At 57.4% G+C, this 20,430-nt stretch carries 22 protein-coding genes and 2 tRNA genes; 15 read left to right on the top strand and 9 right to left on the bottom strand.

Annotation, left to right across the window (positions count from 1 at the left end):
- Window positions 1-42 precede the first annotated feature (42 nt).
- Window positions 43-507: a MerR family transcriptional regulator gene (locus tag ABIE63_RS06835; protein WP_354503721.1), complete on the top strand. Its 465-nt coding sequence runs from the start codon at window positions 43-45 to the stop codon at window positions 505-507.
- An 87-nt stretch (window positions 508-594) separates the two neighbouring features.
- A tRNA-Pro gene (locus tag ABIE63_RS06830) sits at window positions 595-671 on the top strand.
- A 227-nt stretch (window positions 672-898) separates the two neighbouring features.
- Here the strand turns inward: ABIE63_RS06830 and ABIE63_RS06825 are convergent.
- Window positions 899-1,753, bottom strand: a complete 855-nt coding sequence (locus tag ABIE63_RS06825) for a cysteine hydrolase (RefSeq protein WP_354503720.1) — start codon at window positions 1,751-1,753, stop codon at window positions 899-901.
- 286 nt (window positions 1,754-2,039) lie between these two features.
- Complete coding sequence (locus tag ABIE63_RS06820; protein WP_354503719.1) at window positions 2,040-2,504, bottom strand: nuclear transport factor 2 family protein; 465 nt, start codon at window positions 2,502-2,504, stop codon at window positions 2,040-2,042.
- A 208-nt stretch (window positions 2,505-2,712) separates the two neighbouring features.
- Between ABIE63_RS06820 and ABIE63_RS06815 the strand changes: the two genes are divergently transcribed.
- Window positions 2,713-3,273 carry a TetR family transcriptional regulator gene (locus ABIE63_RS06815; RefSeq protein WP_354503718.1) on the top strand — a complete coding sequence of 187 codons (561 nt, stop codon included), beginning with the start codon at window positions 2,713-2,715 and terminating at the stop codon, window positions 3,271-3,273.
- Window positions 3,274-3,370: 97 nt separating this feature from the next.
- Here ABIE63_RS06815 and ABIE63_RS06810 read toward each other — a convergent pair whose 3' ends face one another.
- Window positions 3,371-3,676, bottom strand: a complete 306-nt coding sequence (locus ABIE63_RS06810; protein WP_183416579.1) for a hypothetical protein — start codon at window positions 3,674-3,676, stop codon at window positions 3,371-3,373.
- 142 nt (window positions 3,677-3,818) lie between these two features.
- Here ABIE63_RS06810 and ABIE63_RS06805 point away from each other — a divergent pair, with 142 nt between their 5' ends.
- The gene (locus ABIE63_RS06805) at window positions 3,819-5,030 is read left to right on the top strand and encodes an MFS transporter (RefSeq protein ID WP_354503717.1); all 1,212 of its coding nucleotides are present in this window, start codon (window positions 3,819-3,821) and stop codon (window positions 5,028-5,030) included.
- A gap of 1 nt (window position 5,031) precedes the next feature.
- On the opposite strand, the gene ABIE63_RS06800 is transcribed toward ABIE63_RS06805, so the two are convergent.
- From ABIE63_RS06800 to ABIE63_RS06790, 3 genes are read right to left on the bottom strand one after another with little or no spacing between them, the layout of a single operon-like run.
- Window positions 5,032-6,336 (bottom strand): O-acetylhomoserine aminocarboxypropyltransferase/cysteine synthase family protein, encoded by a 1,305-nt coding sequence (locus ABIE63_RS06800; RefSeq protein ID WP_183416581.1) that lies wholly within the window; start codon window positions 6,334-6,336, stop codon window positions 5,032-5,034.
- A gap of 5 nt (window positions 6,337-6,341) precedes the next feature.
- The gene (locus ABIE63_RS06795; RefSeq protein WP_354503716.1) at window positions 6,342-6,875 is read right to left on the bottom strand and encodes a CoA-binding protein; all 534 of its coding nucleotides are present in this window, start codon (window positions 6,873-6,875) and stop codon (window positions 6,342-6,344) included.
- Window positions 6,872-7,657, bottom strand: a complete 786-nt coding sequence (locus tag ABIE63_RS06790) for an enoyl-CoA hydratase (protein ID WP_354503715.1) — start codon at window positions 7,655-7,657, stop codon at window positions 6,872-6,874. The genes ABIE63_RS06795 and ABIE63_RS06790 overlap by 4 nt, the downstream gene beginning before the upstream one ends.
- A gap of 129 nt (window positions 7,658-7,786) precedes the next feature.
- Here ABIE63_RS06790 and ABIE63_RS06785 point away from each other — a divergent pair, with 129 nt between their 5' ends.
- The 3 genes from ABIE63_RS06785 (at window position 7,787) to rpsI (ending at window position 9,376) form a co-directional block, all read left to right on the top strand.
- Window positions 7,787-8,212 (top strand): PaaI family thioesterase, encoded by a 426-nt coding sequence (locus tag ABIE63_RS06785; protein ID WP_183416583.1) that lies wholly within the window; start codon window positions 7,787-7,789, stop codon window positions 8,210-8,212.
- A 203-nt stretch (window positions 8,213-8,415) separates the two neighbouring features.
- Window positions 8,416-8,880, top strand: a complete 465-nt coding sequence (gene rplM / locus ABIE63_RS06780; protein ID WP_183416584.1) for a 50S ribosomal protein L13 — start codon at window positions 8,416-8,418, stop codon at window positions 8,878-8,880.
- 4 nt (window positions 8,881-8,884) lie between these two features.
- Window positions 8,885-9,376 carry a 30S ribosomal protein S9 gene (gene rpsI, locus ABIE63_RS06775; protein ID WP_183416585.1) on the top strand — a complete coding sequence of 164 codons (492 nt, stop codon included), beginning with the start codon at window positions 8,885-8,887 and terminating at the stop codon, window positions 9,374-9,376.
- Between the two features lie 95 nt (window positions 9,377-9,471).
- Here the strand turns inward: rpsI and ABIE63_RS06770 are convergent, their stop codons facing one another.
- The gene (locus tag ABIE63_RS06770; RefSeq protein WP_183416586.1) at window positions 9,472-9,714 is read right to left on the bottom strand and encodes an Lrp/AsnC ligand binding domain-containing protein; all 243 of its coding nucleotides are present in this window, start codon (window positions 9,712-9,714) and stop codon (window positions 9,472-9,474) included.
- Between the two features lie 133 nt (window positions 9,715-9,847).
- Between ABIE63_RS06770 and ABIE63_RS06765 the strand changes: the two genes are divergently transcribed.
- Both ABIE63_RS06765 and ABIE63_RS06760 read left to right on the top strand, forming a co-directional pair.
- Window positions 9,848-10,225 (top strand): VOC family protein, encoded by a 378-nt coding sequence (locus ABIE63_RS06765; RefSeq protein WP_183416587.1) that lies wholly within the window; start codon window positions 9,848-9,850, stop codon window positions 10,223-10,225.
- A gap of 22 nt (window positions 10,226-10,247) precedes the next feature.
- Window positions 10,248-10,799, top strand: coding sequence for a gamma carbonic anhydrase family protein (locus ABIE63_RS06760; RefSeq protein WP_221205840.1), 552 nt, complete (start codon window positions 10,248-10,250; stop codon window positions 10,797-10,799).
- On the opposite strand, the gene ABIE63_RS06755 is transcribed toward ABIE63_RS06760, so the two are convergent.
- Both ABIE63_RS06755 and phaC read right to left on the bottom strand, forming a co-directional pair.
- The gene (locus ABIE63_RS06755; protein ID WP_354503713.1) at window positions 10,794-12,041 is read right to left on the bottom strand and encodes a radical SAM protein; all 1,248 of its coding nucleotides are present in this window, start codon (window positions 12,039-12,041) and stop codon (window positions 10,794-10,796) included. The two genes, ABIE63_RS06760 and ABIE63_RS06755, sit on opposite strands and share 6 nt — an antisense overlap.
- A gap of 157 nt (window positions 12,042-12,198) precedes the next feature.
- Window positions 12,199-14,028 (bottom strand): class I poly(R)-hydroxyalkanoic acid synthase, encoded by a 1,830-nt coding sequence (phaC, locus tag ABIE63_RS06750; protein WP_354503712.1) that lies wholly within the window; start codon window positions 14,026-14,028, stop codon window positions 12,199-12,201.
- A 380-nt stretch (window positions 14,029-14,408) separates the two neighbouring features.
- Here phaC and ABIE63_RS06745 point away from each other — a divergent pair, with 380 nt between their 5' ends.
- From ABIE63_RS06745 to ABIE63_RS06720, 6 genes are all read left to right on the top strand, one after another.
- Entirely contained in the window at window positions 14,409-15,095 is a 687-nt protein-coding gene (locus ABIE63_RS06745) for an OmpA family protein (RefSeq protein ID WP_354503711.1), read from the top strand.
- Window positions 15,096-15,161: 66 nt separating this feature from the next.
- Complete coding sequence (locus ABIE63_RS06740) at window positions 15,162-16,460, top strand: homoserine dehydrogenase (RefSeq protein WP_354503710.1); 1,299 nt, start codon at window positions 15,162-15,164, stop codon at window positions 16,458-16,460.
- A 131-nt stretch (window positions 16,461-16,591) separates the two neighbouring features.
- Window positions 16,592-17,572 carry a class II fructose-bisphosphatase gene (gene glpX / locus ABIE63_RS06735; protein ID WP_183416591.1) on the top strand — a complete coding sequence of 327 codons (981 nt, stop codon included), beginning with the start codon at window positions 16,592-16,594 and terminating at the stop codon, window positions 17,570-17,572.
- A 24-nt stretch (window positions 17,573-17,596) separates the two neighbouring features.
- Window positions 17,597-19,390: a single-stranded-DNA-specific exonuclease RecJ gene (recJ, locus tag ABIE63_RS06730; RefSeq protein WP_354503709.1), complete on the top strand. Its 1,794-nt coding sequence runs from the start codon at window positions 17,597-17,599 to the stop codon at window positions 19,388-19,390.
- 125 nt (window positions 19,391-19,515) lie between these two features.
- Window positions 19,516-20,229, top strand: coding sequence for a DUF1194 domain-containing protein (locus ABIE63_RS06725; protein ID WP_354503707.1), 714 nt, complete (start codon window positions 19,516-19,518; stop codon window positions 20,227-20,229).
- 45 nt (window positions 20,230-20,274) lie between these two features.
- Window positions 20,275-20,350: transfer RNA gene (locus tag ABIE63_RS06720), tRNA-Glu, on the top strand.
- The last annotated feature ends 80 nt before the right edge of the window (window positions 20,351-20,430 follow it).

The following is a 20,430-nucleotide window of genomic DNA, read 5'->3' as shown; positions in this document are numbered from 1 at the left end:
GTGCGATATTGATTGCGCGTTCCAGAATACGAGGAGACCAGAATGGCGACCGCCAGGGGAAATGGGAAATCCGCCGCGGCTTTTCGCACGATCAGTGAAGTAGCCGACGAATTGGACGTCCCACAGCACGTGCTCCGATTTTGGGAATCGAAGTTCACACAGGTTAAACCGCTCAAGCGTGGCGGTGGGCGACGCTACTATCGCCCGGAAGATGTCGAGTTGTTGCGTCAGATTCGCGAGCTTCTTTACGACGACGGTTATACCATCAAGGGCGTTCAGAAGTTGCTCCGTGAAGGTCAGTTGACGCGGGCGGGCGCTGCCAGCGCCGCCGAGCAGACCTCCGAACCCTTGGCCCGTTCAGGGCATCCTAAAGCCAAGGAAGCGGCCAAGGCGGGCCGCGAGGCCGCAGCAAGCGCACTGCCGCGCGAAAAGCGGAAGGAACTCGAGGGAATCATGCGCGATCTTCTCAACCTGCGCGCTGAATTGAAGCGCCTCCCGCGCAATTGATAACGAATTCAGCTTTTGCGTCACGGGCGATTGCATTGCTCTGACTGCGCCGTTATATAGGGTCCGTCCGGCGGCGCCGGACACGGTCGGAGCGTAGCGCAGTCTGGTAGCGCACCACGCTGGGGGTGTGGGGGTCGCAGGTTCGAATCCTGCCGCTCCGACCAATTCTAAAGCCTTGGAAAACGTGCAGTAAGCAAGAATAGCTCCCACCTCGGGAGCTTATTTTTTGCCTTTTCGCCGCACCAATTAAATGAACTAGGTGAGAAGGCGGTTGGTACGACAGGGGAACGAACCAACCGCCTTGCTCGTGCGCGCGATTGTCAGCAAACAGGTGCCGAGTGACCGGAGGGTGTGTCATCGGCACTTGTTTGCGGTGCTGCCTGTCGCGGGGTCAGGCGTCGAGCGCGCGCATGTGCTCCACGGCTTCATCTGTGCTCCAGAGCGCATTTGCTATCATGCGGAAGTTGATGAGTGCAGCGAGATAGCCGTCACCTTCCGGCACCTTGGCGCCAGCCGTGGCATCGCGCACGACGGCGACTTCGAAGCCTTGCTCAAGAAACTCCCGCATGTGGCTTTCCACACAGAGGTTTGCGGACATGCCGGCGAGGATGATCTGGTCTACTTTCAGCTTGCGGAGCTGCAGCCCGGCATCGTTCTGCTCGGGGCCGTAAACCTTGTGCGGCGAGGCGATGATGGTCTTTCCGTCGAAGATGTAGTCCTTGTACTCGGCCATGAAATCAGCGCCGGAGCCTTCGAGACCATCGACATCGAGCGGACCGGGCCGATCGAACATGCCGATCGAGTGCATTACCTTCTCGAGGGCGCCTTCAAATTCCCAGCCATGGTCATGCGGATAGTAGTAGTGGGGGGAGATCACGACGGGCATGTTGGCGGCCTTGGCGGCGCGGAACAGGCGACCGATATTCTCGACCACGTTGTGTTCGGTGACACTTTCTCCGACCACGCCCCATGTCACGCCCTGTGGGCTGAGAAAGTCGATTTGCGGATCGACGACCAGAAGCGCGGTGCGGCCCTTTTCCAAAACCATGCTGGAGGGAGGAAGGGCGGGCTCGGCCGGGTCAGCATAGGCGCTCATGCCGGCAGCCTCGGATTTTGACGCGCCCAGGATGGATGTCGCTGCTGCCGCACCGGCGACGCCAGCAACACCGGTCGTCAGAAAGCTCCGGCGGTTGATGTCGCCGTCATGATTGTCGTGATGATGATGGTGATCGCATGTCTTTCTCATTGTGTCTCTCTCCTCTAATGAAGCGAATTAGCCCGGTTGCTGGGGTGGTGGCCCCTATTTGGACCGGCACCATTCGGGTGAAGTGTGGCGGGCTTGGGGGTTAGCGCCCTGTCATCCTGGTTTCTCGGTAAGTCGTCCCGCCGAGAATCAGGAGCAACCATTCCCGCCAACGGACTTTGCCGTTGATCCGAGTTGAGGACGGGCGCGGGTCCTGTACTCCTCGCAAGACGACAGCCAAAAATGTGACGGGAATGATCCGAGTCATTGTTTGCGTTCCTTCGTTAGCTTAAAGGCCTAGGTCGGAGAGGCCCGGATGGTCGATGGGCCGGGGACCGAGGGGCCAGTGGAAGAGGCGCTCGTCTTCGGAAATCTGTAAGTCGTTGATCGAGGCGTGACGAACGGCCATTAACCCATTGCGCGCGAACTCCCAGTTTTCGTTTCCGTAGGCCCGGAACCATTTTCCGTCTTTACCTATTGCCTCATAGGCGAAGCGGACAGCGATCCGTGGGCCGTCGAAGCACCAGAGTTCCTTGATTAACCTGTACTCTCGCTCGGCTTGCCATTTTCTGGTCAAGAAACCTTCGACTTCGGCCCGTCCAGTCAGGAATTCATTGCGGTTTCGCCAACGCGTGTCCGGCGTGTAAGCACGCGCAACGCTGGCCGGATCACGGCCATTCCAAGCGTCCTCTGCGGCACGTACCTTGGCTTTCGCGGAGTCTATATTAAAGGGGGGGAAGGGTGGTCGGACCATTGTGGCTCTCCAAAAATGAACAGAACAGTACAGTTTGATAAATTGAAACTGGACCGATCGGTACATTTTTTCAAGCAAAAAGTTATCGAATTAACATCCTTTCTAAGAGAAAACGCTATAACATATTATTTTATAATAATATTTTTTTGGTTTAAAACGATAACGCCAGTGTTATATATATACCGTTCTGTTCATAAATGGAGATATCATGCGTCCGAGTAAGCGGGATGAACTGGTCCGGAAGGCGCTCGAAGTTTTCTATCGCGAAGGATTCCACGCGACGGGAATGGACCGATTGTCGGAAGAGACGGGAATTTCCAAGACCACTATGTTCAAACATTTTCGCAGCAAGGAAGAGCTGATCCTTGCGGTGCTTCGGTTGCGTGATCAGGATTTCAGAAACTGGCTGTTTCGCCGGATGGAGCAGGCGGGAGCTCCCCAAGCTCAGTTGTTGGCAATGTTCGATGCCTTGGCGGAGTGGTTTTCGTCTCCCCGATTTAGGTCATGCATGTTCATCAAAGCCGCTTCCGAATATCCGGACCCTGGGCACCCCATTCACGCTCAGGCTGCCGAACATAAGCGGCTTTTGTGCCTGCAGCTTTCAAAACTTACCGCGGAAGCGGGGGCCCGCGATTCGGTGCAATTGGCCCGTGCGTTGCTGTTGTTGAAGGAGGGGGCGATTGTCACCGCTCACATGGGGCACGAGACCGACCCTGCCGGTGATGCCAAAGTCGTCGCCGCAAAACTGATATCGGATTCTTTGACCTGATATTGTCGACGGCGTCGGCCGCGAAATCCCGGCCAGACAGAACCGACCTCTTCGCTGGTTTTCTCTTTTAGGGATATCAAAAAATGACGCTTGAGGATTACCCAGCGCGGCGCTGATGCTTGTCGTCGCTGTTGCCGGACCCGAGCTTCTCAGCGGCATCTTCGGCAAGCAGTCGGCCGCTGTCGCTTAGCTTGCAGACCAGCCAATCGGGTTTCAGGAAATTATGGAACCAAGGCTCGGCCCAGCCATTCTCCAGGCAGCTCCGCACGGTATGAGCATTCATTTCCTGCCCATCCCTATCGAAGAGTGGCAGCTTGCCGCCTGGTTGATCGAGCCCACGTTGCAGCCAATCAAGCTGATGCGGCGTGGGCCTCGGGCCCCTGCTTGCCTTGGTCTCAGCCATCTTTTCCCCGTTCCTTCCCAAGTCCTCGGCAACGATCCTAACCCAGATTGCCAAAGAATGGCAGCCATGCAGCCTTCCGGCTGTTCGATTTCGTGAAGTCGGGACATAATGACGCTCCATCTTCGGTAGAGCAGGACAGTCAATGAAGCCCAGTTCGGCGCAACTCGCGCTCGCTTTTTCAAGTATCGGCCATAGTTTCGTGCACCTCTTTGCGGGTTTTTACTTCATTATTGTGGTGAGCTTGGAGGACGCCTGGAACCTGCCGTATGCCGATCTGGTCGAGCTATGGACTCTGGGCGCCTTGATGATCGGTCTAGCGGCTTTGCCCGCCGGTTGGCTCGGCGACCGCTGGAGCCCGGCCGGCATGATGGCTTTGATGTTCATCGGGATGGGCTTGGCATCCATAACCTGCGGGTTGATCGATGGCCCGACGGCGCTTCTGGTTGGCCTGACGGCACTCGGATTGTTCGCTGCCATTTATCATCCGGTCGGCATCGCCTGGGTTGTGCGTAACGCCAAGTCGCGCGGCAAGGCCTTGGGCATCAACGGCATCTTTGGCGGCATGGGTGTCGCGTCCTCTGGTTTGGTGGCGGGATCCTTGATTGACCTTTATAGCTGGCGGGCGGCCTTTATCGTTCCCGGGGTTGTATCGCTTGTCATTGGCCTGGCGTTGGTGTTCTGCCTGCTAAAGGGGTGGATGGTCGAAGAAAAGCGGGTTCAGGCGTCTGACAACGAACACCACAGCCGGGCGGATCGCTTTCGTGCCTTCTTCCTTTTGATGTTCTGCATGTTCTGTATCGGCCTTGTGTTCCAGGCAACTCAGACGGCGCTGCCCAAGCTGTTCGATCTGCGGCTCAAGAGTTTTGTCGGGGAGGGGTTGTTCGGTGTCGGGGCCCTGGTCGCTGCGGTTTATGGATTCGGCGCCATCATGCAGGTGGTTGGTGGGCATCTGGCGGACCGCTACAACGTCAAATACATCTATCTTTTCGGGCTGTTCTTCCAGGTCCCCTGCCTGTTTTTCATTGCTTATGGCCTAGGTGTTCCCTTGGTCTTCGCGGCGATGGGGGCCGTACTCCTCAATTCCTCGGCGCTACCGGCGGAGAACATGCTGCTGGCACGTTTCACGCCGCAGCACCGTCATGGGCTGGCCTATGGCATGAAGTTCGTGCTTGCTTTCTCGGCTGGCCCCCTGGCCGTGCAGATCGTGTCATTCATCCAAGGGCGCACGGGCGAATTTACCCAGCTGTTCATTTTCTCGGGCTGCGTGATGCTGCTGGCCTTCCTTGCGGCCAACTTCATCCCCAATCGCCGACAAACCGGTGGGAGCACCACACAACCTCAGCCCGCCGAGTAGGTCAGGCCTTCGAAGCCGCTTGAAGACCTGCTTCCAGATCTGCGATCAGGTCGGCAACGGTTTCCAGACCAATGGACAGCCGGATAACGTTGTTACCCGCGCCAGCGTTTTCGCGCTGTTCTTCGGTCAACTGCCGGTGTGTGGTGGAGGCCGGGTGCAGGATAAGGGAACGCGTGTCTCCGAGATTTGCCAGATGGGAGAAGAGGTTGACGCTCTCGACCAATTTCAGGCCAGCCTCATACCCGCCTTTCAGGCCGAAGGAGAAAACCGAACCAGCTCCTTTGGGCATATACTTGTCTGCCAGAGCGCGGTACTGGCTCGACGGTAGACCCGCATAGGAAACCCATTCCACACCCTCGTGAGTCTCCAGATACTCCGCGACCGCTAGTGCATTGGCGCAGTGACGCTCCATGCGCAGGCTTAGCGTTTCGATGCCCAGAAGGGTCTGAAAGGCATTCATCGGAGCCAACGTTGCACCCAGGTCGCGCAGACCCACGGCATGGGCATGCATGGTAAAAGCCATGTCGCCAAAGGTTTCATAGAAAATCAGACCGTGATAGGCGGCCTCGGGCGCAGTCAATGCGCCAAACTTGTCGTTGCGGGCCCAATCGAACTTGCCGCTGTCGACCACCGCGCCACCCATGGAGGTGCCGTTACCGGAAAGGAACTTGGTCGTTGAGTGAGTGATGAGTGAAGCGCCCCACTCGAAGGGCCGACAGAGGTAAGGGGTCGCCATGGTGTTGTCGACAATCAGCGGCACCTCGGCTTCCTCGGCGATCGCCGCGACGGTTTCCAGATCGCAGACCGAACCGCCTGGGTTGGCCAAGCTCTCGACGAAGATTGCTTTCGTCGTCGGTTTGATCGCCTTGCGGATCGCGGTGGGATCGTCGATGTCGACGAAGTCGCAGTTCCAGTTGAATTTCTTGAAGGTCTTGCCGAACTGCGTGATTGAGCCACCGTAGAGGCGTGACGAGGAGATGAAGGAGTCTCCAGGTTCCATGAGCGTGAAAAGCGCAAGTTGCTGAGCGGCATGGCCGGAGGCGGTACAGGTCGTGCCGCGGCCGTCCTCGAGATTTGCGATACGCTCCTCCAGGACGGCAACGGTTGGGTTGTTGAGCCGGGTATAGATGAACCCGAAGGTCTGCAGGTTGAAAAGAGAGGCTGCGTGATCGGAATCGTGAAAAGCATAAGCCGTGCTTTGAAAGATCGGCGTCTGGCGCGCGCCGGTGATGGGTTCCGGTTGGCTGCCTGCATGGATCATGCGGGTTTCAAACCCGTAGTCCTCGTCGTTCTTTTTGCTGGTCATTGCGATCAGATCCTACGGCGTTTGGCTGTGATGATCCTGGAGTTGAAGCCACCCCAGGAAAGTTCGTTGTTGAGACGGCCCCACTCGATTTTTGGGCAGCGGTTCATGACGACCCTTAGCCCTGCTGCTTCAGCACGCGCCGCAGCGGCATCGTTGCGCACTCCCAACTGCATCCAGATCACCTGAATACCTTTGTCCTGGGCCAGGGCAATAGCCTCGTCCGTGATCGAGCCGGCAGCATCGGAGTTGCGGAATACATCGACCATCTGAAAGGGAGCGGGGACGGCATCAAGCCGCTCATAGACCTTCTCTCCGAGTATCGTCTGTCCGGCGGCGCGCGGATTCACCGGGATCACACGATACCCCTTTTCCTGCAGGTACTTCATGGCGAAGTAACTGGGGCGGCTCCAGTCCGGGCTGGCACCCACCATGGCGATGGTTTTCGTGCTCGCCAGGATACGACGGATGTAATGATCGGGATAACGATCATGGTTATGTGCGGCGTTGGGGCTGTTCATAGTGTCGACAACCATCGTCATGCGTCTTGCCAGACCGGCGGACGTTTCTCGATGAAGGCATCGATGCCCTCTTCGGCGTCGCGCGCCATCATGTTCTCGACCATGACTTGCCCGGTAAAGCGGTAGGCTTCCTCCAGGCCCATTTCAGCCTGACGGTAAAATGCCTTCTTGCCGATTTTGAGAACATGGGAGGACTTGCTTTTTATAGCGGCCGCCAGGGCCTCCACGCTTCGGTCGAGGTCGTCGGCAGGAACGGCTTCATTGATGAGTCCAAACGAGAGTGCAGTCGCACAATCCACGGTTTCTCCGGTCAGCAACATCTGCATCGCCTGCTTGCGTCCAACGTTTCGCGATAGCGCCACCATGGGTGTGGAGCAGAACAGGCCAATGTTAACGCCCGGCGTGCCGAAGCGCGTATCATCGGCCGCCACGGCCAGATCGCAGGTTGCCACCAGTTGGCAGCCGGCGGCGGTGGCGATTCCGTGGGCACGCGCGATAACCGGCTGTGGCAACCGGGTGATGGTGAGCATCAGCTTGCTGCAGTGGGCGAAAACGGATTCATAGAATTGACGAGACGGGTTGGCACGCAGTTCCTTCAAATCATGACCCGCACAAAACCCGCGGCCCGCCGCACCGATGACGACAGCGCGTATGTCGGCGTTTTCGCCGATACTCTCAAGCTCCGCCTGCAAGGCGGTCATCAAACCGATGGACAGTGCATTGTATGCACGGGGCCGGTTCAAGGTCAGCCAGGCTACGCTTTCCCGGTCTTCGCGTAACAGGATTGGCGCTTCGTCGTTCATTAGGTCTCGCTCCAACAATAAGGCATCAAACACACCCTCTTGCAGGAGAGGGCCCGTTATTGGCAATTTGGCCCCTAGGCAGAGCCCGCTTCAAGGGTTATCAGGAGACCATAGGGAAGAGGGATTGCCATGGCCAGGATCACAAGGGAAGAAATTCAGGATATTTGCGCCAAAGAGCTGCCGTGGGTAGTCGAGCTTGGGATGACCGTGGAATCCCTCGAGGAGGGCGCTTGCACCGTTCGCTTGCCTTACCGCGAGGTTCATCTGCGGCCCGGCGGTACGATCTCCGGACCAGCCATGATGACTGTCGCCGATTTCGCGATGTATGGCGCCGTCCTTTCGGCGGTTGGCCGTGTTGAACTGGCTGTGACAATTAATCTCAACATCAATTTCCTTCGTCGCCCCAAACCGGGAGACATTATAGCCAAAGCGCGGTTGCTGAAGCTCGGTAAACGTCTCGCTGTAGGTGATGTCTTGATCCATTCGGATGGCGAAGAGTCGGGCGAACCCGTTGCACACGCAACTTCGACCTATTCGATCCCGCCAAACCGATAAATTAAAAATGGGGTATCTAAATACCTCACTTCTAAGTCTATAATTTTAAGACGTTTTCCTTTGACAAGACCGTTTTAGTTCCTTAGAACTCGCCGCCGATAGGAGAGGGCCGCGGGTTTAGTCATTTGCCATGCTGGCGGTCGTCACCAACGAGTTCGAGAACCGCCCCGGATATCGGGGCGACCATGCGAAGGAGCAGAGCCATGAAAACCTACTCCGCCAAACCGGCTGAGGTGGAAAAGAAGTGGTTCGTCGTCGACGCAGAGGGTGTTGTCCTCGGCCGCCTTGCCAGCCAGATCGCTTTGATTCTGCGCGGCAAGCATAAGCCGACCTTCACCCCGCATGTCGATTGCGGCGACCACGTTGTCGTCATCAACGCCGAGAAGGTGCAGATGACCGGCAAGAAATGGGACGATAAGAAGTTCTTCTGGCACACCGGTCATCCCGGCGGCATCAAGGAGCGTAGCATGGGACAGATTTTGTCTGGTGCGCATCCGGAGAGAGTCGTCCTCAAGGCCGTTGAGCGTATGGTGCCGAGTGGACCCCTTGGGCGCCAGCAGATGAAGAACCTCCGCGTCTATGCGGGCAGCGATCATCCACATGAGGCTCAACAGCCGACCGTGCTGGACATTGCTTCCATGAACCCGAAGAACAAGAGGAGCGCGTAAGGGCATGGCCGACGAACAGCAAACCCTAAACGACCTCTCCGAACTGGGCGGTGCAGCGGCTGTGACTGCTGTAGCCGAGGAGGAGACGCGCGAGCCGCAGATCGATGCCCAGGGCCGCTCCTATGCGACCGGTAAGCGTAAGAACGCCATTGCTCGCGTCTGGATCAAGCCGGGCAGCGGCAAAGTGACAGTCAATGGCCGCGACGTGGAGACCTTCTTTGCCCGTCCGGTGTTGCGGATGATCATCTCGCAGCCCTTTTCGGTCGCCGGGCGTGTCAACCAGTATGACGTTGTCTGCTCGGTTACCGGTGGTGGTCTCTCCGGACAGGCGGGTGCCGTACGCCACGGTATCTCGAAGGCCTTGACGCTTTACGAGCCGGACCTGCGAGCGGTGCTCAAGAAGGAAGGCTTCCTGACCCGCGATTCGCGTGTCGTCGAGCGCAAGAAGTATGGCCGCGCCAAGGCGCGCCGGAGCTTCCAGTTCTCCAAGCGTTAATTCGCAACGGGAATTGCCGAACGAAAGAAGGGTCGCTCGCTTGGGCGGCCCTTTTTTCATGTAGGGCGAGTTATAGGGTTTTCGAGGAACAGCCGTCAGGCGAAAGCCTTGAAGGTGATAAGTGTGAAGGTGTCGCGCACGCCTTCCAGGGTTTGCAGCCGCTCCGTGACGAAGCGTCCGATGTCGGAGTCTTCCGGTAAATAGCATTTCACCAGCAAGTCATAGCTTCCCGAAGTCGAATAAACCTCCGAGACCTCCTCCAAGGTATCGACCGCTTGTGCGGCGACATCGTAGGCGCGACCCAGATCGCATTTGACCATGACGAAGATGGCGTGCATCGCTAGGCTCCTTCCGACAGCTTATAATGTCTTGCTAATACTGACCCGCGACGGGAGCGACGGCAAGGGTGGCAGGGGGCTGTCGTGACGGGCATGATGGGTGACCGACGGTCAGCAGAAAGGGAAGTGCGCCATGGAGCAGATCACCTTCGTTTACACCACGCAGCCGGAAGCCATGTGGCGGTTTTATGGTGACACGCTTGGTCTGGGTCTGACTTTTGAGAAAGGCGGTTGTCGGATCTACCGTGTAACGCCCAACAGCTATATTGGGGTCTGTCATAGAGCCGACAGAGAGGTTCATCCAAAGGGTGTCTGCCTTTCCTTCGTGGCGCATGAGGTCGATGGCTGGTATCAGCGCTTGAATGACGCGGGAATTCCGACTGATGGGCCACCGCGAGAAACCGAGGCCTATGGTATCTATCATTTCTTCGCCTATGATCCGGAAGGACATGCGGTGGAGTTTCAGCGCTTCACCGACCCAGCCTGGCCCGGTGCTCGCGAGGTGCTCTGACGGCAATGCAGGAGAGGGGACCTTGGCGGCAATCATAAAAGCTTTTAAGGGCGTTAGTCCGCGTATTCACGAGACGGCCTTCATCGCCGACGGCGCCGTTGTAATTGGCGATGTGGAGATAGGACCGGAAAGTTCGGTCTGGTATGGCTGCGTCATTCGCGGCGACGTCAATCGGATTCGGATCGGCGCGCGCACCAATATCCAAGACGGCTCGATTATCCACTGCAATCATGACCCCAAGGGGGATTACCGCGAGACAGGTGGCGGAATGCCGACGCTGATAGGTGACGGAATCACGATTGGGCACATGGCCTTGTTGCATGCCTGTACGTTGGAGGACGGCTCGTTCGTGGGTATGCGTGCGGTCGTTATGGATCAAGCGGTTGTACAAGAGGGCGCAATGTTGGCCGCCGGGGCATTGCTGACTCCCCGTAAGGTCGTCGAAAGCGGTACCTTGTGGGCGGGGAGCCCGGCCCGTCATGCACGGGCGCTGACCGAAGCGGAGCGCGGCTTTCTTCCATACTCTGCTGCCAACTACGCCAAGCTCGCCGCTGCTCACAAGCAAGCGTCATAAAGCCATTAGGTAGTCAATCAACGGCCCTCTGACATCATGCAGGTTGAATCTATGCATCGATACGGGCTCCTCACTACCAGGTAGCGGCACTCCGTTTACGTCGATCATGCCATTCCAGGCGACTGTTAGGTTGAAAGGTCTGACGGGGGCTTTTTGCTCCGCTTTGACCATCTGTGGATTTCGTCGATCACCGACGGTCTCTTGAGGCAACGCAAGAGGCTTTGGGCGGAGCATTACGGCAGACTGTTGATTGCCAAGCTTTTCTTGCAACCACGTCCAGTCTTCGTAGCCCAGTTCTTCTTCTGCTAGAAAATCAGCGGATATATGGGGGAGAATGTAGGGGTGCCGAATGAAATGATGCCTTACTTGAAGCTTTTCTCGGGCCCACTTCACGAGTTCAGGGAGCTCTGTGTAGTTTGACTTGAATGCCATAGAAAAAACAGCAATGTCGGGAGCCTGTGGCGCTCGGATCAAGGCGGCGGCCAACCGCTCCAAGTTAGCTCGAAAAATACGCAGCCGACCGCCCTTTCGCAGCTTGCTGAAAGCTGGGTCCTGGATTGAATCTATCGAGAGGTTGAGCCTCAGTATCCCGGAGGTAAGGAGGCGATCCAAGTATTCTTCTTTCATCGGTTTTGCGAGATTAGTGGTAAAGGCGACCCGCTTACGCAATGCAGGTTTGATACTCTCAATGTAATCAAGCAGCCGAGGGTGAAGCGTCGCTTCATGACCGCAGGAAAGCCAGAAAAAGCCGCCTTCTTGGGTGAAGGGCAGCAGCTCGGTCATACGCGCAAAGGTCTCTGGGGTCATCAACCGTGTACGATTGATATCGCTGTAGTCGGAGACGCAAAAGGGGCAGCGGAGGTTGCAGTTGTTTGTGATGTCCATCGCAACGAGCGCGACGGGTTCCCAGATCGTTTTTACCTTTTCCGCATCTGGGATATTTTCATGGCTACCTGTCAGACGCACACTGAGGATTTCGTCCTCGTCCAGCATCGAACCAGCGGGAAGTGCGAAAGTGAAGCCATGATAATATGAACCTGGGTCATCTTGCCTGGAGGCAGGACTAATGCGGAATTGCTGCGCGTCGACTTCTTGCAGTTTTCGGAAACCACCGGCATGCCGAATGCCCGCGTCGACAGACACCGCAGAATTCTGATCGTGCTTGTTTAACACCCATCCAGCTACGTGCCGCCGGCTGCGCTCCTGCACGGCGCCGACAATGCGCTCGTTGATTTTTGGCATTTGCCCCCCAAGACACACGGACTTTTCGCCGTTTTCACTTGCTTTTTTTGCTTTAGCCAGCCAAGCACTAGTGCCTAGCTCAACAACCTATTCCTCCCCGTATCATATCATAAGCCTAGCCATTGCCATGCTACTTTAACGTGTTCTCTCGGTGTAGCTATTTTTCAATGGCGTGAGCATCTTCGGGTGTGGCCTTGACCTGGACGTAACTGCCGGGCGCGTCTTCAATCGCCTTTAGTTTGCCATCTCCCGGCTGGCGGGCAGGGACCTTGGAGCCGCTTTTGCGACCGACCCATTTTGCCCATTCCGGCCACCAGGAGCCTTCATGCTGCTCGGCACTTTGCAACCAAGCTTCGGGATCCTTCGGCGTGCGGTTGTTGGTCCAGTAGCAGTATTTGCCCGAAGCCGGTGGGTTGACGACCCCGGCGATGTGTCCAGAGGCCGCGAGACAGAACTTTTTCGGACCCGAAAGCTGTTGCGTCAGTGCGTAGGTTGAATCCCAGGGCGCGATGTGATCCTCGCGCGTCGAAAGCATGAACACAGGGGTCTTGATCTTCGTCAAATCGATCGGTGTACCCAACAAGGTTATACCACCTGGTTCCGCCAGTTTGTTCTCGTGGTACATCTTGCGCAGATAGAAGGAATGCATGGCCGCAGGCATGCGCGTGGAATCCGAGTTCCAGTAGAGAAGATCAAAGGGGAAGGGGTCTTTGCCCAAAAGGTAGTTGTTGACCACGAACGACCAGATGAGATCGTTTGCCCGGAGCATGTTGAAGGTCTTCGCCATTTCCGCGCCTTCGAGGTATCCGCGCTGGTTCATCGACTCTTCGAGTGCGCTGAGTTGCTCTTCATCGATAAAGACACCGAGTTCGCCAGGCGCGGTGAAGTCCGTCATGGTGGTGAAAAGCGTCGCGGACTTGATGCGATCATCGCCCTTTTGCGCCATGATCGAAAGCATTGCCGACATTAAGGTGCCGCCAAGACAATAGCCGATGACATTGGCGTCTTTTTCGCCGGTGGCGGCTTCAATGGCTTCGAGAGCCGCCAAGGGCCCTTCAACCAAGTAATCCTCGAAGGATTTCTTCGCCAGCTTCTCGTCAGGGTTGACCCAGGACACCATGAAAACCGTAAAGCCTTGGTCCACCGCCCATTTAACGAAGGAATTTTTCTCGCGTAGATCCAGGATGTAGAACTTGTTGATCCAGGGCGGGACGATAAGCAGCGGGCGTTTGTAAACTTCCTCGGTTGTCGGGCTGTATTGGATGAGTTGCATCAGATCGTTTTGGAAGATCACCTTGCCTGGGCTCACGGCAATGTTCTCGCCCAGCTTGAAGGCCTGGTCATCGACCATCTTGATGCGAAGCTTGCCCTTACCTTTTTCCATATCCTCCAGCAGGTTTTCCAAGCCTTTGATCAGGTTTTCGCCACCGCTTTCGACGGTCGTGCGCAAGACCTCTGGATTGGTCACCGCGAAATTCGACGGCGCCATGGCGTCGACGAACTGCCTTGTATAAAAGTCCACCTTCTGAGCGGTCTTGTCGTCCAGCCCTTCAACGTCGTTCACCGTGTTCTGCATCCAGCGCGCCGTCAGCAGATAGGATTGCTTTATATAGTCGAAAATCTGATTCTCTTCCCAGGCAGGGTCCTTGAAACGCCGGTCACCGCGATCTGGGGCCGCTACCGGATCGCTCTCGCCGCCCAGCATGCGCTGCGTGGTGTTCTGCCATAGTTTCATGTAGTCCTGCCACAACGACATCTGCGCCTGGATCAACTTGGCCGGGTCGCGCATCATGCGTGTCGTCATCTCGTAGAAAGCGCCACCAATGTTCAGCGGGTCGATCGATCCCTTGCCCTCAAGATCCTGGTTTTGCAGAAAATCGGTCACCAAGCGCTGGCTGCGCTCGGCGATGTTCGCCATGGTCTTGGTAAACTCCACCGGGTCTGGCAGGTTGATATCCGGTGACGGCTGTTCCTTCTGATCCGACATCTTTTACCCTTCTAACCTTCTAATGAGCGCAACTGTCACCCGAACATGTAAGCGCATTCGGGTCGCGCTTCAAAGGTACTGAAAATTGTGCGGTGCAATATTTCTAGGTTGATAGCCGATTGCGGGCAATATCGCCAGGATTTTCCCATGCAGTATTCTGCAAGCCTTGGGATATGCGGGTGCCACCGCTTCAGCATTGTTGCGAGTGCTACCCGGCTTTTCTATGCTGCTTTCCGCCAGAGATGCTCCGACACCATGTTTCGGGGGCAGGAGAGAAGGGAATAGGCGTGACGCAGGTCTTGAGGGAATCCTCGGATATCCGGTGTGAAGTGTATAAGAACAAGTGGCATCGTTTGTCGCCGATACGAGGGGGCTGGCGGATGGCTCTAGCAATAGCGCCCCTCCTTTTCCTGGGGGCTTGTGCGTCAGCTCCTGAATGGGCAGATCCAACCGGTTGGCTCGATGATTCCGAGCCGGTGCCGGAGAACCAAACGGTCGTGGTGCCCGAAGGCCAGGAGGAGAGCTTCCCGAATTTGGCATCGGTCCCCGACGAAGCACCCGAAGCGAGCAGCAAGGAAGAACGCGAGCGTCTTGCTAAGGAACTGACTGCCGATCGCGATTCCGCGAATTACAGCACTGAGCCTTTGCGCTCAAGCATCCGCCGAACCGCCAGCGCCGAGCCAGCGGTCGCAGGGGCCACTGAGCAGATCGCGGTAATTTACTTCGATAGCGCGTCCGCGGATTTGGACAGCGAGGATCTAGAGGTCCTCCGCCAGGTGTTCTTGATTCACCAAGCTGAAGGCGGCGTCTTGAAGGTGCAGGGACACGCTAGCGGCAAAACAGGCGCGGTTTCCGCCCAAGATCGTGAGAGAATTAACCTTGAGATGTCGGCTAGGCGGGCCGATTCCGTGGCGCAAGCTTTGCGCAACTTTGGTGTAGCACCTGCCGCGATCCTGGTCGAAGCGCTCTCCGACAGCAAGCCGGTCTATGAGGAAAGTACGGCAAACGGCGAAGCCTGGAATCGGCGCGCCGAAATCTTTCTGGAATTACAGTCCAGCAAGCGCTAGACCACTGTCGCGCCTTTGTTCCCGAGCGTAGCGCGATCACTGTAGGATTATAATGGAGCGAATTTCATGAGCGACCCTTTGCGTCTAGGTCTTGCCGGTCTTGGGACGGTCGGAATTGGCACTCTCGAGTTACTGGAAACGCAAAGGAACCTCATTGAGATTCGCTGCGGTAAGTTTCTCGAGGTAACGGCGGTATCAGCGCGTGATCGCGGAAAGGATCGCGGCTTTGATATCTCCAAGCTGCAGTGGCATGACGATCCTGTGGCGTTAGCGACATCCGACGAGGTTGATATTGTCGTCGAGTTGATGGGCGGCACAGACGGGGCCGCCAAGACCCTGGTTGAAACGGCACTGGCGGCAGGGAAGCCGGTCGTCACGGCGAACAAGGCCTTGATGGCGCACCATGGCGCGGCGCTCGCGCATCTCGCCGAAAGTAGCGGCGCCAGCCTGCATTTCGAAGCTGCGGTGGCTGGCGGGATTCCGGTAATCAAGGCTCTTAGGGAAGGCTTGGCCGGAAACAGAATTCATTCGATCACCGGCATCTTGAATGGCACGTCCAACTACATCCTGACAACCATGCGCGAGACCGGGCGTGATTTCGGTTCTGTCTTGGCTGATGCTCAAGCCTTGGGATACGCTGAAGCCGATCCAAGCTTCGATATTGATGGTGTTGATGCGGCTCATAAACTTGCGCTTTTGACAGCGCTCGCCTTTGGTTGTGAAGTTGATTTTCCGGGCGTTTATGTGGAAGGCATCCGTAACATTGGGGCTGAGGATATAGCCTTCGCGGAAGAACTCGGTTACCGCATCAAGCTGCTGGCCATTGCTGAGTGTAACAATGGCAGCGTGTTTCAGCGGGTGCATCCTTGTTTGGTTGACCGCAAGGCGCCGATTGCCAGCGTCGACGGTGTTTTTAATGCAGTCGTCGCCGAGGGTGATTACGTTGGTACGACCCTGTTCGAGGGCAGAGGGGCGGGGGCTTATCCGACCGCTTCGGCTGTTGTTGCGGACATCATCGATGTGGCGCGAGGGCAGCAACTACCGACCTTCTCCCTCCCGGTTGAGCGCCTGAACAAGTTGTCGACCCGGCCAATGGCGGAGCACGTGGGTGCTTATTATCTCCGTCTGGCGTGCCTGGACGAAGCCGGCGTGATTGCTGATATCACGGCGACTTTGCGGGATGAAAACATTTCGGTCGAAACCATGGTGCAGCGGGGGCGCTCATCCAAGGAAGGCCAATCCGTGCCTGTGGTTATCACCACGCACGAGACGAACGAGGCGGCGATGTTGCGTGCGCTTGCGCGCATTGAACAACAAAAGAGCGTGCTGGAGCCTCCGCACTTGATCCGGATCGAAGCACTCTAGATCGGCTTCGTCCATGACCCCTTGCCGCGCGGCAGTGAATGGGGCAAGAACGGTCAATAAGAAATCAAGGGCGCCTGTTGTCGCGCATGGCATCGTGGCGGCCCACATCAATCCGAGGGGAGTAACCATACATGACCGACAGTTGGACCGATCGCAATCTTGCATTGGAATTGGTGCGTGTCAGCGAGGCTGCGGCAATAGCCGCCTCGCGGTTGATGGGGCGCGGGGACGAGAAGGCCGCTGACCAGGCTGCTGTGAATGCTATGCGGGAAACACTGAACAGTCTGCCGATCGATGGCACGATCGTGATCGGCGAAGGCGAGCGTGATGAAGCGCCGATGCTCTATATCGGTGAAAAGGTTGGCAGCGGCGGCGGGAAATTCGATATTGCCCTTGATCCGCTTGAAGGCACCACTTTGACCGCTAGGGGCGATCACAATGCGCTGGCAGTGATCGCTCTGGCCGAGGAGGGTGGTTTCCTCTTCGCCCCGGATATTTATATGGACAAGATCGCAGTCGGCGGCGGCCTGCCGGAAGGCATCGTCGATCTCGATGCTACGCCGAAGGAAAACCTGACCGAACTGGCAAAGGCCAAGAAAGTCGATGTCGCCGATCTCGTGGTTTGTATCCTGGACCGTCCCCGTCACCAGGACCTAATCCAACAGGCGCGCGACGCTGGCGCGCGTATCATGCTGATCCGGGACGGTGATGTCTCCGGTGTGATGGCCACCAGCAACCCCAAGGCGGCGGTGGACATCTATCTGGGTCAAGGCGGCTCGCCCGAGGGCGTGCTGGCTGCCGCGGCGCTGCGTAGTATCGGCGGGCAAATGCAGGGTCGTCTCATCTTCAAGAATGAAGAGCAGATTGCCCGGGCGCGGACGATGGGCATTGAGGACCCGGATCGCAAGTACAACCTCATGGATCTGGCCAAGGGTGATGTTATGTTCGCGGCGACCGGCGTCACCGATGGGGCCATGTTAAAGGGCGTGCGCCGTTACGGCGGTGGCGCGTACACCAATTCCATTGTCATGCGCTCCAAGACAGGGACGGTCCGCACCATCGACACACACCACAATTTCGAGCGTAAGGTTTGGTACAGCCCCTTTATCTAGGAAATCTCTCTGAAAGGATTTGGGATGGCGGTGGCGGAGGAGCGACGAGCAGGATTCCTGGGGGTCGAAACCTCGCTGAAAGGACGGCGTTGGGAAGCGCGTTGCAACGATGAGCGCCTGGCGCTGGCGCTTAGCCAGCGTGGAGATCTTCCGGAGATATTGGGTCGTATCCTAGCAGCCCGTGGCGTGACGCTTGAGACCTTGGAAGCCTTTCTCGAACCGACTCTCCGCAGAGATCTTCCAAATCCCTCCGGCCTTGCCGGGATGGAACAAGCGACCACACGCATTCAAAGTGCTTTGGAACAGGGGGAAAGCCTTGGCGTCTTTGGTGACTATGACGTGGATGGGGCAACGTCCTCAGCGCTGATCCTCCGGTATTTTCGCGCACTCGGCGTGGCGGTAGAAGCTTACATTCCCGATCGCATTACCGAAGGGTATGGCCCCAATCCCCAGGCCATGCGCACACTTGCTGAGCGTGGTGTAAAGGTTCTGATGACGGTCGATTGCGGCATCACCTCCTTTGAGGCGCTGGAAACGGCGGCGGAGGTTGGCCTCGATGTCATTGTGATCGACCATCACAAAGCAGAGCCGAAGCTGCCAATAGCAGCAGCGGTAATCAATCCGAACCGCCTGGATGACGAGTCCGGTCAGGGGCACTTGGCTGCCGTCGGGGTTACATTCCTGTTGCTGGTAGCGCTTAACCGGCGCCTGCGTGAGGCTGGTTGGTTTTCCGGAGACCGCCCGGAGCCAGATTTGAAGAATCTACTGGATTTGGTTGCGTTGGGAACGGTCTGTGACGTCGTGCCTTTGACAGGCGCTAACCGCGCGTTCGTGGCCCAGGGCCTGAAGATAATGGCTGCGCGCCGAAACCAGGGTGTCGCCGCTTTGTCCGAAGTAGCCCGCGTCGATAGTCGACCGGGAAGCTATCATCTCGGATTCCTTTTGGGTCCCAGGGTCAATGCCGGTGGGCGTGTCGGCAAGGCCGATCTGGGCGTTCGTCTACTCAGCAGCGAAGACCCCTCGGAAACCCGGGCGCTTGCTCAGGAACTTGATGCGTTGAACGCCGAACGCCGCGAGATCGAAAGGCAAGTTCTGGACGATGCGCTCTTGCAGGTAGAGGCAGGCGAAAAGCCGCGCGGCATGGTTTTTGCCGCAGGGGAGGGATGGCACGCGGGAGTCATCGGCATTGTCGCTAGCCGCCTCAAGGAGCGCTATGACCTGCCATGCTTGGTCATTGCCCTTGAGGATGAAGTGGGGAAGGGTTCAGCCCGTTCGGTCCGTGGCGTTGATCTGGGCAGCGCCGTGATCGCCGCGCGTCAGGCCGGTCTTCTCATTAATGGTGGCGGACATCGCATGGCGGCCGGCCTGACAGTTGCCAGGGGAGCATTGCGCGATCTCCGGGCCTTTCTGGAAGATCGTTTGCAGAAGGAAATTGAGCGCAGTAGCTATCAGGCAGCAATAGGAATCGATGCGGTGCTACAGCCCGGGGCGGCTACTGGTAGTCTCGTTGATTTGCTAGAGAAAGTCGGCCCTTTCGGAACTGATAACCCGGAGCCTCGCTTTGCGTTTTCCGGTGTGGGCGTGATCCAAGCGCAGGTCGTGGGCGATGACCATGTGCGTTGCCGTATCGTCGGTAGCGATGGCAAATCAATCAAAGCCATAGCCTTCCGCGCGCTTGATACGGATTTAGGGCAGGCACTCTTGTCTGGAGGTGGTGGCCGTTTTCATCTCGCCGGCAAACTGCGTTTGGATGAATGGGCTGGCGGCGATGCGGTGCAGTTCCTGATTGACGATGGCGCCCTGGCTAGCTCTAGCTAGCGCAAATCCTGTAATTGAAGAATTGGTACCGTGCTTAGGGCGCGACCATCGAGTGCGGGCCTGCTATGCTTGTGCCTATGAGATCGGCGTGCGGGATTTCTCAAACCCTGTCGGCTGCTGTGACGATGCCCCTGCTGCTGCTGGCGTTGCTGGTGCCGCGCATGGCGGTCGCGCAGCAGGTCGATCTGGAACTACTGCTGGCGATCGACGGTTCTTCCAGCATTGATGCCCGGGAGTTCGACCTCCAGATGCAGGGTATAGCAGCCGCTTTCCGCCACCCAGGGGTCAAAGGCGCGATCCAGGCTTCTGGTGACCTTGGGATCGCCGTCGCCTTGATGCAATGGTCGGACAGCCGCAACCAGTCATTGTCGCTGGATTGGCGCGTGGTCAAGGACGAGGAGACCGCCGAGGCCTTTGCGCAGGCCGTGGAGAACACGGCCCGATTCGTTGTCGGCGGCGGAACGGCCATCGGTAGCGCTATCGATGTCGGCGTTGATTTTGTTTTGAAAAGCCCCTTTCAAGGTCGCCGTCAGGTCATCGATGTGTCCGGCGACGGCCGTGCGAATCAGGGGCGCCTGCCGCCGCGCGCGCGCGATGATGCCGTCGCGAAAGGGTTTACGATCAATGGCTTGGCTATTCTAAATGAGGACCAGGCGGTTGATAGCTACTACCTCTACAACGTGATTGGCGGGACCGGTGCCTTCATCATCACGGCGCAGGATTTTCAGGACTTTCAGGTGGCTATAGTACGCAAGCTGATCCAAGAGATTTCCGGTGTCCCGATTGCTGGAATCAGAAAGGGCAGCGAAGGGCTTGCATTTGAAGCTCAGACCGATTAGGTCTTTGCGCCGTCGAGCCGGTTTGGCCATCGGTTCGGTCATTGCGTCCCCATCGTCTAGAGGCCTAGGACATCAGCCTTTCACGCTGAAGACACGGGTTCGATTCCCGTTGGGGACGCCATTTCTTTCCCGATCTTCTAGCCCAACCCATTGATATTCCGACAGTTTGTCTTCGTGACTGGCTGGAGGGTAGACCATGCG

This window comes from Limibacillus sp. MBR-115 (assembly GCF_040549425.1).
Lineage (GTDB): Bacteria > Pseudomonadota > Alphaproteobacteria > Kiloniellales > CECT-8803 > Limibacillus > Limibacillus halophilus.
This window is presented reverse-complemented; position numbering and strand designations above follow the sequence as displayed.

Excerpts from the sequence above, each read along its gene's own strand:
- ABIE63_RS06835 (WP_354503721.1), top strand. The coding sequence starts at position 43 with ATGGCGACCGCCAGGGGAAATGGGAAATCCGCCGCGGCTTTTCGCACG.
- ABIE63_RS06825 (WP_354503720.1), bottom strand. The coding sequence starts at position 1,753 with ATGAGAAAGACATGCGATCACCATCATCATCACGACAATCATGACGGC.
- ABIE63_RS06820 (WP_354503719.1), bottom strand. The coding sequence starts at position 2,504 with ATGGTCCGACCACCCTTCCCCCCCTTTAATATAGACTCCGCGAAAGCC.
- ABIE63_RS06815 (WP_354503718.1), top strand. The coding sequence starts at position 2,713 with ATGCGTCCGAGTAAGCGGGATGAACTGGTCCGGAAGGCGCTCGAAGTT.
- ABIE63_RS06810 (WP_183416579.1), bottom strand. The coding sequence starts at position 3,676 with ATGGCTGAGACCAAGGCAAGCAGGGGCCCGAGGCCCACGCCGCATCAG.
- ABIE63_RS06805 (WP_354503717.1), top strand. The coding sequence starts at position 3,819 with ATGAAGCCCAGTTCGGCGCAACTCGCGCTCGCTTTTTCAAGTATCGGC.
- ABIE63_RS06800 (WP_183416581.1), bottom strand. The coding sequence starts at position 6,336 with ATGACCAGCAAAAAGAACGACGAGGACTACGGGTTTGAAACCCGCATG.
- ABIE63_RS06795 (WP_354503716.1), bottom strand. The coding sequence starts at position 6,875 with ATGACGATGGTTGTCGACACTATGAACAGCCCCAACGCCGCACATAAC.
- ABIE63_RS06790 (WP_354503715.1), bottom strand. The coding sequence starts at position 7,657 with ATGAACGACGAAGCGCCAATCCTGTTACGCGAAGACCGGGAAAGCGTA.
- ABIE63_RS06785 (WP_183416583.1), top strand. The coding sequence starts at position 7,787 with ATGGCCAGGATCACAAGGGAAGAAATTCAGGATATTTGCGCCAAAGAG.
- rplM (WP_183416584.1), top strand. The coding sequence starts at position 8,416 with ATGAAAACCTACTCCGCCAAACCGGCTGAGGTGGAAAAGAAGTGGTTC.
- rpsI (WP_183416585.1), top strand. The coding sequence starts at position 8,885 with ATGGCCGACGAACAGCAAACCCTAAACGACCTCTCCGAACTGGGCGGT.
- ABIE63_RS06770 (WP_183416586.1), bottom strand. The coding sequence starts at position 9,714 with ATGCACGCCATCTTCGTCATGGTCAAATGCGATCTGGGTCGCGCCTAC.
- ABIE63_RS06765 (WP_183416587.1), top strand. The coding sequence starts at position 9,848 with ATGGAGCAGATCACCTTCGTTTACACCACGCAGCCGGAAGCCATGTGG.
- ABIE63_RS06755 (WP_354503713.1), bottom strand. The coding sequence starts at position 12,041 with ATGCCAAAAATCAACGAGCGCATTGTCGGCGCCGTGCAGGAGCGCAGC.
- phaC (WP_354503712.1), bottom strand. The coding sequence starts at position 14,028 with ATGTCGGATCAGAAGGAACAGCCGTCACCGGATATCAACCTGCCAGAC.
- ABIE63_RS06745 (WP_354503711.1), top strand. The coding sequence starts at position 14,409 with ATGGCTCTAGCAATAGCGCCCCTCCTTTTCCTGGGGGCTTGTGCGTCA.
- ABIE63_RS06740 (WP_354503710.1), top strand. The coding sequence starts at position 15,162 with ATGAGCGACCCTTTGCGTCTAGGTCTTGCCGGTCTTGGGACGGTCGGA.
- glpX (WP_183416591.1), top strand. The coding sequence starts at position 16,592 with ATGACCGACAGTTGGACCGATCGCAATCTTGCATTGGAATTGGTGCGT.
- recJ (WP_354503709.1), top strand. The coding sequence starts at position 17,597 with ATGGCGGTGGCGGAGGAGCGACGAGCAGGATTCCTGGGGGTCGAAACC.
- ABIE63_RS06725 (WP_354503707.1), top strand. The coding sequence starts at position 19,516 with ATGCCCCTGCTGCTGCTGGCGTTGCTGGTGCCGCGCATGGCGGTCGCG.